Origin of the sequence: Marinobacterium sp. xm-d-579 (assembly GCF_013282935.1) — a bacterium.
Taxonomy (GTDB): domain Bacteria; phylum Pseudomonadota; class Gammaproteobacteria; order Pseudomonadales; family Balneatricaceae; genus Marinobacterium_E.
The window spans coordinates 51,561-65,634 of sequence record NZ_WBYP01000003.1; the positions used below are offsets into that span (position 1 = coordinate 51,561).

At 51.0% G+C, this 14,074-nt stretch carries 12 protein-coding genes; 7 read left to right on the forward strand and 5 right to left on the reverse strand.

From position 1 onward, the window contains the following. Window positions 1–2 precede the first annotated feature (2 nt). Genes trkA through def form a run of 4 tightly spaced genes read right to left on the reverse strand, consistent with a single transcriptional unit; the run spans window position 3 to window position 4,213 of the window. A complete protein-coding gene (gene trkA, locus XMD579_RS07400; RefSeq protein ID WP_173484674.1) occupies window positions 3–1,397 on the reverse strand; it encodes a Trk system potassium transporter TrkA in 1,395 nt (464 codons plus the stop codon). Window positions 1,398–1,404: 7 nt separating this feature from the next. After that, window positions 1,405–2,715, reverse strand: coding sequence for a 16S rRNA (cytosine(967)-C(5))-methyltransferase RsmB (gene rsmB / locus XMD579_RS07405; protein WP_173506152.1), 1,311 nt, complete (start codon window positions 2,713–2,715; stop codon window positions 1,405–1,407). Then, window positions 2,708–3,640, reverse strand: coding sequence for a methionyl-tRNA formyltransferase (gene fmt, locus XMD579_RS07410; protein WP_217364103.1), 933 nt, complete (start codon window positions 3,638–3,640; stop codon window positions 2,708–2,710). Before fmt ends, rsmB begins: the two co-directional genes overlap by 8 nt. 57 nt (window positions 3,641–3,697) lie before the next feature. Continuing rightward, window positions 3,698–4,213 (reverse strand): peptide deformylase, encoded by a 516-nt coding sequence (gene def, locus XMD579_RS07415; RefSeq protein WP_173482181.1) that lies wholly within the window; start codon window positions 4,211–4,213, stop codon window positions 3,698–3,700. A gap of 139 nt (window positions 4,214–4,352) precedes the next feature. Here def and XMD579_RS07420 point away from each other — a divergent pair, with 139 nt between their 5' ends. The 6 genes from XMD579_RS07420 to XMD579_RS07445 all read left to right on the forward strand — a co-directional run bounded on the left by XMD579_RS07420 (window position 4,353) and on the right by XMD579_RS07445 (window position 11,289). Beyond that, window positions 4,353–5,375 carry a LysM peptidoglycan-binding domain-containing protein gene (locus tag XMD579_RS07420; protein ID WP_254443775.1) on the forward strand — a complete coding sequence of 341 codons (1,023 nt, stop codon included), beginning with the start codon at window positions 4,353–4,355 and terminating at the stop codon, window positions 5,373–5,375. A 53-nt stretch (window positions 5,376–5,428) separates the two neighbouring features. Then, a complete protein-coding gene (gene dprA / locus XMD579_RS07425; protein WP_173482182.1) occupies window positions 5,429–6,502 on the forward strand; it encodes a DNA-processing protein DprA in 1,074 nt (357 codons plus the stop codon). Window positions 6,503–6,534: 32 nt separating this feature from the next. After that, window positions 6,535–7,095, forward strand: a complete 561-nt coding sequence (locus XMD579_RS07430; RefSeq protein WP_173482183.1) for an L-threonylcarbamoyladenylate synthase — start codon at window positions 6,535–6,537, stop codon at window positions 7,093–7,095. Window positions 7,096–7,110: 15 nt separating this feature from the next. Beyond that, entirely contained in the window at window positions 7,111–8,031 is a 921-nt protein-coding gene (hemF, locus tag XMD579_RS07435; RefSeq protein ID WP_173494541.1) for an oxygen-dependent coproporphyrinogen oxidase, read from the forward strand. Next, complete coding sequence (aroE, locus tag XMD579_RS07440; protein ID WP_173482185.1) at window positions 8,028–8,855, forward strand: shikimate dehydrogenase; 828 nt, start codon at window positions 8,028–8,030, stop codon at window positions 8,853–8,855. Before hemF ends, aroE begins: the two co-directional genes overlap by 4 nt. 64 nt (window positions 8,856–8,919) lie before the next feature. Continuing rightward, the gene (locus XMD579_RS07445; RefSeq protein ID WP_173483717.1) at window positions 8,920–11,289 is read left to right on the forward strand and encodes a Lon protease family protein; all 2,370 of its coding nucleotides are present in this window, start codon (window positions 8,920–8,922) and stop codon (window positions 11,287–11,289) included. Between the two features lie 121 nt (window positions 11,290–11,410). On the opposite strand, the gene XMD579_RS07450 is transcribed toward XMD579_RS07445, so the two are convergent. Then, window positions 11,411–11,953: a gamma carbonic anhydrase family protein gene (locus XMD579_RS07450; protein WP_173483718.1), complete on the reverse strand. Its 543-nt coding sequence runs from the start codon at window positions 11,951–11,953 to the stop codon at window positions 11,411–11,413. A 78-nt stretch (window positions 11,954–12,031) separates the two neighbouring features. On the opposite strand from XMD579_RS07450, the gene prlC reads away from it, so the two are divergent. Then, window positions 12,032–14,062 (forward strand): oligopeptidase A, encoded by a 2,031-nt coding sequence (gene prlC, locus XMD579_RS07455; protein ID WP_173506153.1) that lies wholly within the window; start codon window positions 12,032–12,034, stop codon window positions 14,060–14,062. The last annotated feature ends 12 nt before the right edge of the window (window positions 14,063–14,074 follow it).

Here is a 14,074-nt window from a genome sequence, read left to right on the forward strand (position 1 = left end):
CCTCAGAAGAAGGTTAGGCCGACGGTAAAGAGCTTCTCTACCTCGCCAATTTGACGGTTATCGATAAGGAACAGAATGACGTGGTCGCCATCTTCAACCACGACGTCATCGTGGGCAATCAATACCTGGTTGTCTCTCACAATGGCACCGATGGTCGCACCTGCGGGTAGCGCAATATCCTCAATGGCGCGCCCAACTACTTTAGAGCTTGACGGGTCACCGTGGGCGATCGCTTCAATCGCCTCTGCTGCACCACGGCGCAGAGAGTGAACCGCTGCTACATCACCGCGACGAACGTGGGCTAGTAGGGCACCAATGGTGGTCTGTTGTGGTGATATGGCAATGTCGATAACGCCACCCTGGACAAGGTCAACATAGGCCGGGTTGTTGATCAGCGTCATCACCTTTCTGGCGCCTAAACGTTTGGCCAGCATCGACGCCATGATGTTAGCTTCGTCGTCGTTGGTTAGGGCACAGAAGACATCGACATCATCAATATTCTCTTCGAGAAGCAGTTCAGAGTCAGAAGCGCTGCCATGCAGAACAATGGTGCGATTTAGATCGCGTGCCAAGTGGTTGCATCGATCTAGGCTTCGTTCAATCAGTTTGACCTGGAAGTCATCCTCAATCGATTCAGCTAGTCGGAATCCGATGTTGCCACCTCCGGCAATCATGATGCGTTTGTAAGGGTTATCTAATCGGCGCAGTTCGCCCATAACCGAACGTATATCGCCGGCAGCGGCAATAAAGAAGACCTCATCGTCCGCCTCAATGACCGTGTCACCGGTTGGAATAATAGGGCGATCCTGTCTGAAAATGGCTGCCACACGGGTGTCGACATTGGGCATGTGCGCTCTAAGCAGTGCGATCTCACGACCCACCAGCGGGCCACCGTAATAGGCTTTCACGGCAACCAATTGCGCTGCGCCATCGGCAAAATCGAGAACCTGAAGGGCACCTGGGTGATGGATCATCCTAGCAATGTGTTGTGTCACCAAGTGCTCAGGGCTGATCAAAACATCTATTGGGATGCCGGCAACGTTGTTCTCTTTCTGCGTATTGAAGAGCTTACCTTCAGAGTAGTTGTAAGCTTGGTCACGAACTCGGGCAATCAACTTTGGTACGCGAAAATGCGACCAAGCGACCTGGCAGGCAACCATGTTGATCTCATCTGAGTTAGTCACTGCGATCAACATGTCGGCATCTTCTACGCCAGCGCTATGCAGAATAGTTGGCAGCGAAGCTTGACCTTCAACCGTACGAATATCTAGGCGGTCTGCAAGTTCTCTGAGTCTTGGGCCATCGACATCAATGACAGTAATATCGTTGGATTCACTGGCGAGATGCTCTGCTAGAGAGCCACCCACCTGTCCTGCACCCAGAATAACAACGTTCATGTAACGCTTAAGCCTCTTCTATTCGCTTGATGCGGGCGTAGTAGAAGCCATCATGGCCTCCATTTTGTGGAAACAGCTGCCGACCGGCAGGTCTCTCTATGCCCCATTCTGCGACTATTTTGCACTCTTTCGCATCCGAGTGCTCTTTCAAAAATCGTTCGACAACACGCTCGTTCTCTTGTGTGAACACTGAGCAGGTTGCATACAGCAATGTACCACCAGGCTTGAGCATATCCCATAGGTTATTAAGGATCTCAAGTTGAGTGGTTGCAAGACCCAGGAGATCTTCGTTACGACGCAGTACTTTGATGTCAGGATTACGACGAATGACACCGGTAGCACTACAGGGCGCATCCACCAGAATGCGATCGTAAGCGTCACCGCTCCACCAATCCCGTTGAGCGGCATCACCGACAATGACACCCGCACTCTGCTCTAGTCGTTCTAAATTCTCTTCGATGCGCGCGACTCGTCGAGGCTCTAACTCCAGCGCATCGATCTCAATATCATCTTCCAGTTCAAGAAGGTGGCAGAGTTTTCCACCGGGAGCGGCACAGGCATCGAGTATGCGTTCGCCCGCTTTTACACCCAGCAGTTTTGCAGCCAATTGTGCCGCTTCATCCTGAACCGAGACATGCCCCTCAGCAAAGTGTGGCAGCTTATCCACAGAGCAGGGCGTCGTTAGGTAGATGGCATCGCTCGAGAACAATCCAGCACTTGCCTCGATCTCTGCACTGTTAAGTATTTTAAGGTAGGTATCACGATCGCTTTTCGAACGATTGACCCGCAGACACATCGGTGGGCTCTGATCGTTTTCGGTCATTACGCTCTGCCAGTGATCGGGCCAGTTGTGTTTGAGTTTTGCGATTATCCACTCAGGGTGATTCCAGCGACCAGTCTCGGTCTGCTGGATATCAGCTTCTAAACTATCCTTTTCACGCTGGTAACGACGCAGTACGGCGTTCAACAGTTTGGCGGCCCAAGGCTTACCCATCTGCTTAGCGCCTTCAACGGTTTCGTTGATGACAGCATGTTCAGCCGTCGAGAGATGTCTCAATTGGTAGAGCGCGCTCAACAGTAGGGCAAAGACGTCAGTGTCCTCTTCTCTAAAAGGCTTGCGCAGACACTCACGGCTGAGCGCTTCAAGCTGTGGATAGAAACGAAGCGTGCCGTAGCAGATCTCTTGAAACAGAGCGCGGTCACGAGGTTCAACTCGAGAGAGCATGCCTGGCAGTCGGCTAGAGAGTGAACCGTTGTGTTGTAACAGCTGCGATAGAAAAACAGCCACTTGCACCCTTAGGTTAGCGGTATTACTCAAAGTGCATACCCTCTACAAACGGGTGGTTGTTTGAATTGAGTAGTGCCGACGCTTCAGTGGCGCGACCGCCTGGCATCTGAATGGTTTTGATTAGCAAAGAGCCTTCGCCACACCCGATCAGGACACCCTGTTTATCGGCTTTGATCAGAGCGCCAGCATCACCGGCTTCTGATTGTGCTTCCGCTCTCCAGATGCGGACGCTTTTATCATCAAGGATTGTGTAAGCCACTGGCCAAGGAGAGAGGCCGCGAACCTGACGGGCGATCGCGTCTGCCGACTCAGTCCAGTCGATTTTACCTTCAGCTTTCTCAAGCTTATTGGCGTAGTTAGCTAACGCATCGTCTTGAATTTCTGGAGTTAACTCGCCTGCTAACAGTGCAGGTAGTTGCTCAACCAGCATATTGGAGCCGAGTACTGCTAATCGATCATGCAGTTCTCCGCTACTCTCCTGTTTATCGATTGGCGTAAACACCTTAGCCAGCATAGGCCCAGTATCCAGCCCAGCCTCCATCTGCATCAGCGTCACACCGGTCTCTTTGTCACCTGCCAGCAGTGCGCGGTGGATCGGAGCAGCACCACGCCAACGCGGCAGAATAGAGGCGTGTACATTAACGCAACCCAGTTTTGGTGTATCCAATACAACCTGCGGCAGTATCAAGCCGTAGGCAACAACAATCATTAAATCAGCGTCGATCGCAGCCAGTTCCGCCTGAGCCGCTTCATCACGCAGTGAGAGTGGTTGAAACACGGGAATATTTGCTTTCAGTGCAATCTGCTTAACGGGGCTCGCTTGTAACTTCCTACCACGGCCCGCTGGTCGATCGGGTTGGGTGTAAACGGCTACCACATCAAAGCCGGAATCGATCAGAGCCTGTAGATGAGAGGCGGCAAAATCTGGGGTTCCGGCAAAAATAATTTTAGACAATTCGATATCCTAAAATGAAACAGGCTTGCCAAGGTGAGCGGCAAGCCTGTCTGATCTTTAAGCCTGAGCGGCTTCTAATTTATGTTTCTTCTCGAGTTTTCCGCGGATTCGATCACGTTTTAATCGAGAGATATGGTCAACAAATAGCTTACCATTCAGATGATCCAGCTCGTGCTGAATACAGACCGCTAGCAAACCGTCAGCAATTAACTCATAAGGTTCGCCATCACGACCAATCGCATTCAGCTTAACGCGCTCTGGGCGAACGACGTTTTCGTAGAAGCCAGGGACAGAGAGGCAACCCTCTTGCATCTGTTCAGTCTCGTCGGTTAACACTTCAAAAGAGGGGTTAATTAGAACCAGTGGCTCATTGCCCTCTTCGGATATATCGATTACGACGATCTGTTTATGAATATTGACCTGTGTTGCGGCCAGACCAATGCCCGGAGCGTCGTACATGGTTTCAAACATGTCATCGATGATCTTGCGTACCTCATCATCGACCGTCTCAACCGGTTCAGCAATGGTGCGAAGGCGCGGGTCTGGGAACTCTAAAATTTTAAGCAGTGCCATACCGTTTAGTGATCTCTCTCAATCGGATAACTAGTAACATTGTTAATATTGTCTATTATACCTATTAGGACTCTGTTTGCATGTGGTACACGTTAAGCAGTGCAATCGAATAGATAAGCGTCAAACGCTGAAGGATAGTATGTTTAAACGGATAAAACAGATCGCTGCCGTTGCATTAGGTATAACCTCTATGCTGGCGCAAGCTGACACCATCAAGTTGGCGCAAGATGCCCCCTCGGAATACACCGTTGTTAAAGGGGATACCCTGTGGGATATCTCCGCGCGTTTTCTCAAAAGCCCTTGGCTCTGGCCTAAGGTTTGGGAAGTAAACTCGCAGATCTACAACCCTCATCTGATCTATCCTGGAGATGTCATCTACCTCTACTGGGAAGATGGTGAGCCTCGCCTGGGTCGTAAGCCGGGTACAGTGGTGTTAACGCCTGAGGTCAAAGTCGTGCCACGCGAAGAGGCTATCGCTTCGATCCCTCTGCGTGATGTGCAAGCCTTTCTCAATGATAGCCGAGTGGTAGATAATCAAATGTTAGCGGATGCGCCCTACGTTCTGGGTGGTAAAAACCAACGCATCCTTGCTGCCAATGACGATCGAGTCTATGTTCGAGGTGAATTGTTAGATGACAGTCGTCAGCAATCTCTCTACCGTCCTTTGACCGAGTATGTAGATCCGAACACCGGTGAGTCTTTGGGTTATGAGCTGCATCGCGTCGCTGATGCGCTGGTTCGTGGTTCTGAAGGCGACACTATCAGTGTTGATATTCGCAAGAGTACTGAAGAGGTGCGTTTAAAAGATATTCTGATTCCAACCGGTGAAGCGCCACTGGTGACTCGGTTTATGCCGCGCCCTGGTCCAGAGCTCGATAATGTTGAAGTCATCGCCGTGTTAAATGGCGTTGCCAACATTGGTCAGTTTAACAGTGTCACAATCAATGCTGGCGAGCGCGAAGGAATCGAGCCAGGCAGTGTTTACGCGATCTACAATCGTGGCGAAGAGATTCGTGACCCTAAAACAGGTGAAAAACTTCAACTACCAGCCGAGCGTGCCGGTGAGTTGATGGTCTACAAAACCTTCGACAAGGTCAGTTATGCACTGGTGATGCGTGCAACCGAAGTGATTCAGGTTGGCGACCCGCTTCGTCAGCCTTAACGTCACAATATTAGACAATCGCTGCACATGGATGTGCAGTGTCAGGAGCAAGGATGCCAGCCGAATCGATCGACTGGGTTGCACTGCGCCTTTTGGCTATGCGACCCGCTTCCAATTTAAAATTCATTCAACACACTGACTGGCCTGATCGGCTAAAAGACTCTAAGTGCTTAATAGAGCAGTTAGAGCTTTTTAACGAAAGTCAGTTCGCTGTCAGGCAGATAAAGTCACTCTACGATCATGCCGAAAAGCATCTAAATGTCATTAAAAACATAGATTGTGACGTTATCTGCTTTGAAGATAGCCGTTATCCCGAATTGCTTAAATCGATCTACGATCCGCCCGTGGTGCTCTTCTCAAAAGGCAATGTGCAAGCATTGAGCGACCCTCAAGTCGCTATGGTGGGTGGGCGAAAATCATCCAGCTTGGCCCGTGCAACCGCACAGCGATTTGCTCAAGAGTTAACCCAATCGGGCGTACATGTCACCAGTGGATTAGCCATAGGCATTGATCACGCAGCTCATCTCGGCGCAATACAAGCCGGCCCCGGTTCAACAATCGCCGTTATGGCAAACGGCCCAGATCTGGTTTATCCACAACGGCATCAACGGCTGGCCCAGCAGATATTGGACTCAGGCGGGCTGTTAGTCACTGAGCAGTTGCCCGGTATCCAGCCCAGGCCCTACCTATTTCCAGAGCGTAATCGCATCATCAGTGGTATGAGTTTGGGAACCTTAGTCGTTGAAGCCACTATTAAGAGTGGATCACTGGTCACAGCTCGTTTGGCGCTGGAGCAGGGGCGGGAGGTATTTGCTATACCGGGTGCGATTACCAACGAACTGGCAAGAGGCTGTCACCATCTCATTAAAGAGGGAGCTCAGTTGGTTGAAACGGTTTCCGAAATATTGGCGTCACTCTATCTACCGCTTACTACAGATCGTGTTGAGACGCCGCCCATTGAGTCTGAGGATCCCATAATCCGTGCACTGCATCAGCAGCCGTTAACTGCCGATCAGCTTGCAGCAAAGCTCAGTATTCCGATTGGGCAGCTTCAACGTCTGCTCGTGGAACTAGAAATCTCAGGAATTATTGGCCGAGAGGGAGCCCGTTACGTCGTTCTTCGGTAGAATAGCGTTTTTTCCAAAGTAAGATTCTGATTATGGTGAATGATTGGAGCATTAAACAGGCCGTAGAAGTGGTCCAGCAGGGTGGCGTAATTGCCTATCCTACAGAGGCGGTTTGGGGGTTAGGTTGTGACCCTTGGAACGAGCATGCCGTGAAACATCTGTTAGCGGTTAAACGCCGCCCTATGCATAAGGGCTTAATATTAGTGGCAGCCAATATTGGACAGGTTGAACCACTGCTGCAGAATCTGACAGCCGAGCAGCGTCAGGTTGTTGAGGCAAGCTGGCCTGGACCCAATACCTGGTTGATACCGGATACCGACGAGATGATCCCTGAGTGGGTTAAAGGCCAGCACAGCTCTGTTGCTGTTCGTGTCTCTGCACATCCCATCGTGCAGGCGCTCTGCAACCGTGCCGATATGCCGTTGGTATCAACCTCGGCTAACCCCTCATCTGCAGTACCTGCAAAGAGTAAGTTGAGAGTAAGTACTTACTTTGGAAATAGAATTAATTATCGTGTTCAGGGCGCATTAGGCGATTCGGATCGACCATCCGTGATTCGTGATGCACTGACTGGACAGACCCTACGAGTTTAGAGACGGAGATTGCGAATGAGCAAACCGAGCGTAGCAGAAGTAAAAGCCTTCTTAATGGATCTTCAGGATCGTATCTGTAATGAACTGGCAGCAGCCGATGGTGGCGCTGAGTTTGTTGAGGACTCTTGGGATCGACCCGAAGGCGGCGGTGGCCGAAGCCGAGTCATTACCAACGGTGCGGTGTTTGAAAAGGGCGGCGTTAACTTTTCGCATGTTCACGGTAATCAGATGCCTGCATCGGCAACTGCGCACCGTCCTGAGCTTCAAGGCCGTAACTTTGAAGCGATGGGTGTCAGCCTTGTGATGCACCCTAAAAATCCTAAAGTGCCGACCTCACATGCCAATGTTCGTTTCTTCATTGCGGAGAAAGAGGGCGAAGAGCCAGTTTGGTGGTTCGGTGGCGGATTTGATTTGACCCCTTACTACGGCAATGAAGAGGATTGTGTTTTTTGGCACCAAGTGGCTAAAGACGCTTGTGACCCTTTTGGGGACGATGTCTACCCACGCTATAAAAAGTGGTGTGATGACTACTTCTTCTTGAAGCATCGTGGTGAGCCTCGCGGTATCGGCGGCCTCTTCTTTGATGACCTGAATGAGTTGGGTTTTGATCAAAGTTTTGCGCTGATGCAGTCCATTGGTAATGCCTACACTAAAGCCTATGTACCGATTGTCGAGCGCCGTCGTGATGAGCGTTATGGTGAAGCCGAGCGTGATTTCCAATTACACCGTCGCGGCCGTTACGTTGAATTCAACCTAGTGTTTGACCGTGGCACTCTGTTTGGATTGCAGACCGGTGGCCGAACCGAATCGATTCTGATGTCGCTTCCACCGGAAGTGCGCTGGGACTACAACTGGGCGCCTGAACCCGGTACAGAAGAGGCGCGTTTGACTGATTACTACCTGCAATCTAGAGACTGGTTAGGCTTAGAAGCATGATCGATCAGTACCGAGTGACAGGCAATCCGATCAAACATAGCCTGTCACCCAGAATTCATAGCCACTTTGCTCAGACAACGGGTGAGTCTCTGAACTACACCGCTCAGCTGTTAGAGGCGGATACCTTTACGGACACGCTGAGGGTTCAACTGACCTCTGGAGAGATCAAGGGCTCTAATGTGACCCTGCCGTTTAAAGAGCTGGCTTGGCAGCTGGCACAGGAGCGCACGGCGCGCGCTGAGACAGCCGGTGCAGCCAATACTCTCTGGTTAAATGAGCAGGGCGAAATTTGTGCTGATAACACCGACGGCATTGGTCTGTTAACTGATCTAAAGAACAACTTGGGTTTGGAATTGGCGGGCAAACGCGTCTTGATACTGGGTGCAGGTGGTGCTGTGCGTGGTGTCATTCAGCCGATGTTAGAAGCTCAGGTTGCTAGCGTTGTGATAGCGAATCGCACGGTATCAAAAGCTCAGGTTATTGCCGATGTCTTTGCGGGCGCTCCCGTTTCTGCTTGCGGCTATGATGACATTACAGGGCCTGCTTTCGATCTGATCGTCAATGGCACCTCGGCCAGTATTGGTGGTGAGTTGCCCCCTGTGCCTGCTGAAGCGATCGATGCCAATAGTTGTGGTTATGACATGATGTATGGTGCTGAACAAACACCATTTTGTGCCTGGTGCGAACAGCATGGAGCACGTGCCATAGACGGTCTGGGTATGTTGGTTGAACAAGCGGCAGAGTCCTTCGCAATTTGGCGAGGGGTAAAACCCGAAACAGCCGAGATTCTTAATCAGCTCAGATCCGAACTGCAACACAAATAGCATTGACTTAGAGGGGGGAGCGCTTCAGTCTAAGGGTATCAATTCGCTGTATTGGATGCCCCGCATGGAAAAGCTAGCCCCGCTCTCAGTCGATCAACTCTACCGTACCTGCGATACCGATCTTCTCCCGTTTAAAACCACCGATAACCTAGAGGGCTTCGCCGGCTTCTTTGGTCAAGATCGTGCGCTTGAAGCGATGGAGTTTGGGGTAGGTATGAACCGCCCCGGCTACAATCTGTTTGTGATGGGTAACCCGCACACAGGGCGATTCTCTTTTGCGATGGAGAATCTGCGTGAGGCAGCCAAAAGCCAATCCAAGCCATACGATTGGTGTTACCTGAAGAACATCCAAGACACCCGTCATCCACAAGCGCTGCGCCTCCCAGCCGGTAAAGCCGTTAAGTTGCAGCACGATCTTAGTAAGCTTCTTAACCGTGTCGTCACTGAGCTGCCTGCTGCCTTTGAAAGTCCCGCCTATCAGCGTGAAAAATCTAAGATTGAACGTGACTTCAACCGTCTCTATGACAAAGCAGTAGAGACGGTCGAGAAGCAGGGGCGTGAATACTCCATCGCCGTTTATCGTGATGCGGGCACGATTGGATTTACGCCCGTAGCGGAAGGGCAAGCCATCGATGAGGCGGTCTTTTCGGCGCTTCCGGAAGAGATCCGTGACGCCTTTTCAACACACATATCCGAACTGGAAGAGCTGCTTAATGAGCAACTGACAGAGATGCCACGCTGGCGCCGTGAGGCCGCTGAAGCACTGCGTTACCTCGATCGTGACACCGCTCGTCACGCAATTAAACCCCTGTTTGAAGAGGTGCGAGGTGAATATTCAAACCTGAAGGGGGTGAACAGCTACCTTGAAGATGTAGAGCGTGATCTGATTCGTAACGCCGGTGAGATGATTGCGGAGGGGATTTTTGAGAACAAATCCGAGACGGCTCGTCGCGAATTCATGAACGAGAACTACGGTCTTAATCTGCTCGTGGATAATGAGAAGACCAAAGGTGCGCCAGTGGTCTATGAGGCGCACCCAAGTTATGAAAATCTGTTTGGGCGCATCGAGTACAACAGTGAAATGGGTGCTATGATCACCAACTACCGTCTGATTCGTCCGGGTGCACTGCATCGAGCCAATGGTGGTTACTTGATCATTGAAGCGGAAAAACTCTTTGAGCAACCCTTTGTCTATGGCGCCTTGAAGCGAGCGTTAAAAGCGCATGCGATTCGCATCGAAAACCCAGTCAGTGAGTATGCCGGTATCAGCACCGTAACGCTCTCACCTGAGGAGATCGATCTGGATGTGAAGATCGTCCTCATTGGCGCCCGTAACATCTACTACCTCTTACAAGAGCTCGATCATGACTTCGAAAAGATGTTCCGTGTTGTGGTCGATTTTGAAGAGGATGTCGAGCGCACACCGGCGACCATTCGCCAGTACGCCCGTCTAATGAGCACGCTGGCCAAAGAGGAGAAGCTAGCACCGTTAACTCGTGAAGCGGTAGCGCGACTGGTTGAGCACTCCTCTAGACTGGCGGGTGATCAAGATCTTCTATCGGCGCATATCGGTGAATTAGTCGATCTACTCTGTGAAGCGGACTACCGTCGCGCCAAATCGAATGACAAATACATCGATGCGGCACACGTCGACGCGGCACTGTCGTCCAAAGAGCGTCGAACCGGGCGCCTCTCTGAAAAGATCCAAGAGGGTATTACCAACGAGACTGTTCTGATCGACACGGATGGTGAAGCAATCGGTAAATCCAATGGTTTGACGGTACTGCAGGTTGGTGATGTTAGCTTTGGTTCGCCGGCACGCATTACCGCAACGGTTCACCCCGGTAGTCGTGGCATCGTCGATATTGAGCGTGAAGTCACGCTCGGCCAACCGATTCACTCAAAGGGTGTGTTAATTCTGTCCGGTTACTTGGGTCACCGTTACGCTAAAGAGTTCCCGTTAGCGATCTCGGCCAGCATAGCGATGGAGCAATCCTACGGTTATGTGGACGGTGATAGTGCCTCAATGGCGGAGATCTGTACCCTGATCTCAGCGTTAACGCACATACCGATCAAACAGCAGTTCGCGATGACCGGATCCATCAACCAATACGGTGAAGTTCAGGCGATTGGTGGTGTTAACGAGAAGATTGAAGGTTTCTATCACCTCTGTGAGTCTCGCGGTTTAACCGGTCGACAGGGTGTGATTATTCCCAAAGCGAACGTCCGCAACTTGATGCTGAAACAGGAAGTGGTGGATGCCGTGAAAGAGGGGCTCTTCTCAATCTACTCTGTCGCAACCGTTGATGAAGCACTCGAGCTGCTAATGGGTCGCAGCGCTGGCAAAGAGAAAGCCGACGGCGTATTCACCCAACGCTCTATTGGTGCTGAAGTTGTTAAACGCTTGCGTGAGTTGTCTAAAGCGAAGGCTTAGTCTCTGCCGTTTCTTAGAGTGGGGTCAGACCACAGGTCAGACCCCTGTTGGAGTCTTCTCGCAGAGGAGACGATGAGATATCGCCTCATTTCGCTTCGCTCAATAAAGCTCCAGCAAATTTTTAATTTGCCCAATCCTCGGCCAGATGCTCATTCTTCAGCTTCACATAGTTGGCAGCAGAGTAGCTGAAGTAGCTCATCTCTTTTTCGGTCAGGTCGCGAACTGCTTTGGCAGGGCGGCCCATGTAGAGCTTGCCACTCTCTAGACGCTTACCTGGCGGTACAAGCGCGCCGGCACCGACAACGACATCATCTTCAACGATTGCGCCATCCATTACCGTCGCTGACATACCAATCAGGACACGGTTGCCTATGGTGCAGCCGTGCAGCATCGCCATGTGACCGATGGTCACTTCATCGCCAATAATCAACGGATAGCCGTCAGGATTATAGCTGCTGGCATGAGTGATGTGCAGGATTGCCCCATCCTGAACATTGGTGCGAGCGCCGATACGAATATGGTTCATATCGCCACGGATCGCTGTCAGCGGCCAAACGGATGCGTCATCACCCAGCACCACATCCCCAATGACAACCGCACTGGGGTCAACAAAGACCTTATCACCTAGGGTTGGGGTGATACCTTTAAAAGGACGTAGTTTCATATCGCATTCCTTGAATAACTGATCCGCTCACCCCATTGTATAGTAAAGCGTATAGAGTTTTTGATCTCGGAGAGACCGATGAGTAACCCACTGTTAGAACCATCTTCACTGCCACAATTCAGTACCATCAAACCTGAGCATGTTGTTCCCGCCGTCGATGAGCTATTGCAGCGTAACCGTGAGCGTATTGCAAAGATGACTGAACAACCACTGATGGATTGGCAGAGTTTAGTGGGTGAACTGGAACAGCTAAATGATGAATTAGCTCAAGCCTGGTCTCCGGTCTCTCATCTCAACGCCGTGGCGAATACCGATGAGATGCGCGAAGCGTACAACGCCTGCCTACCTAAACTCTCTGAATACTTTACTGAGCTTGGCCAGAATAAAAAGCTCTATGAAGCGTACGAACAATTTAGTCAAAGTGCGGCCTTCTCTGAACTTTCAGATGCCCAAAAGAAAGTGATTACTAACTCACTTCGTGACTTCAGTCTAGCGGGTATTGGTCTGCCAGAAGAGAAACAAAAACGTTACGCCGAGCTGCAACTAAAACTCTCTGAGTTGACCACTAAATTCTCTGAGAACGTCTTGGATGCAACGCAGGGTTGGACCAAGCATGTTACCGATGAGACCGAGTTAGCTGGGTTGCCCGATCATGTCCTTGAAGCGGCTAAGCAGGCGGCTGAAAGTGAACAGTTAGAGGGCTGGGTGCTAACACTCGACTTCCCTGTTTATCATGCCGTGATGCTGCAGGCTGATAATCGTCAGCTGCGTGAAGAGTTCTATACGGCCTATGCGACTCGTGCTTCTGATCAGGGGCCAAAAGCGGGTGAGTGGGATAACACCGATCTCATTGAGCAGATCCTGACCCTGCGCCTTGAGTTGGCGAAGTTGCTTGGGTTTACCAATTACGCGGAATATTCACTGGCCACTAAAATGGCTCAATCTACCGATCAGGTGGTGAACTTCCTTGAGGACTTAGCAGCTAAAAGCCGTCCTCAAGCCGCTAAAGAGTTAGAAGAGCTGACCGCTTTTGCTCAATCAGAAGAGGGTATGAGCGATCTGCAAGCTTGGGATATCACCTACTATGCAGAGAAGCTGAAACAGCAACGCTTCAACATTTCCCAGCAAGAGCTGCGTCCCTACTTCCCACTCCCTAAAGTGTTGGATGGGCTGTTCGCAGTAACCGAGCGCCTCTTTGGTGTCAGCGTTACTGAACTGAAAGAGTTTGATACCTACCATGACGATGTTCGACTGTTTGAGTTGAAGCGTGATGGTCAGGTACTCGCAAACTGTTACCTAGATCCATTTGCTCGTGCCGGTAAACGTGGTGGTGCATGGATGGATGACTGTCGTGTTCGCCGTAACATCAATGGTGATATTCAACTGCCCGTGGCGTATCTAGTCTGTAACTTCACGGCGCCGTTAGAGGGCCAGCCTGCGCTACTAACCCATGATGAAGTAACGACACTGTTCCACGAGTTTGGCCACGGTCTGCATCACATGCTGACGCAAATGGAACATGCCGATATCAGTGGAATTAATGGCGTGGCCTGGGATGCTGTCGAACTGCCCAGTCAGTTCATGGAGAACTGGTGTTGGGAGCCAGAAGCTCTGGCACTGATCTCAGGCCACCATGAGACAGGTGAGCCTCTGCCAGAAGATATGCTGAATCGCATGCTCTCGGCTAAGCATTTCCAATCGGGCATGTTAATGGTGCGTCAGCTTGAGTTTTCGCTGTTCGATTTCATACTTCATCTTGATTTTGAGCCTGGTCAAACGTCAGTTCAGTCTGTTTTGAACCGTGTTCGTGAACAGGTGGCGGTATTGAATCCACCTGCATTCAACCGTTTCCAGCACAGCTTTAGCCACATCTTTGCAGGCGGCTATGCAGCCGGCTACTACAGCTATAAATGGGCTGAAGTTCTATCGGCCGACGCGTTCTCGCGTTTCGAAGAGGAGGGTATCTTTAATCAGGAGACTGGTGCATCCTTCCGAACTGAAATCCTTGAGAAGGGCGGCTCTAAAGAGCCAATGGAGCTATTTGTCGCGTTCCGTGGCCGTGAACCTGAAGTGGATGCTTTGCTTCGCCACTCAGGTATTGCCGCTTAATTAAGCGAAGGA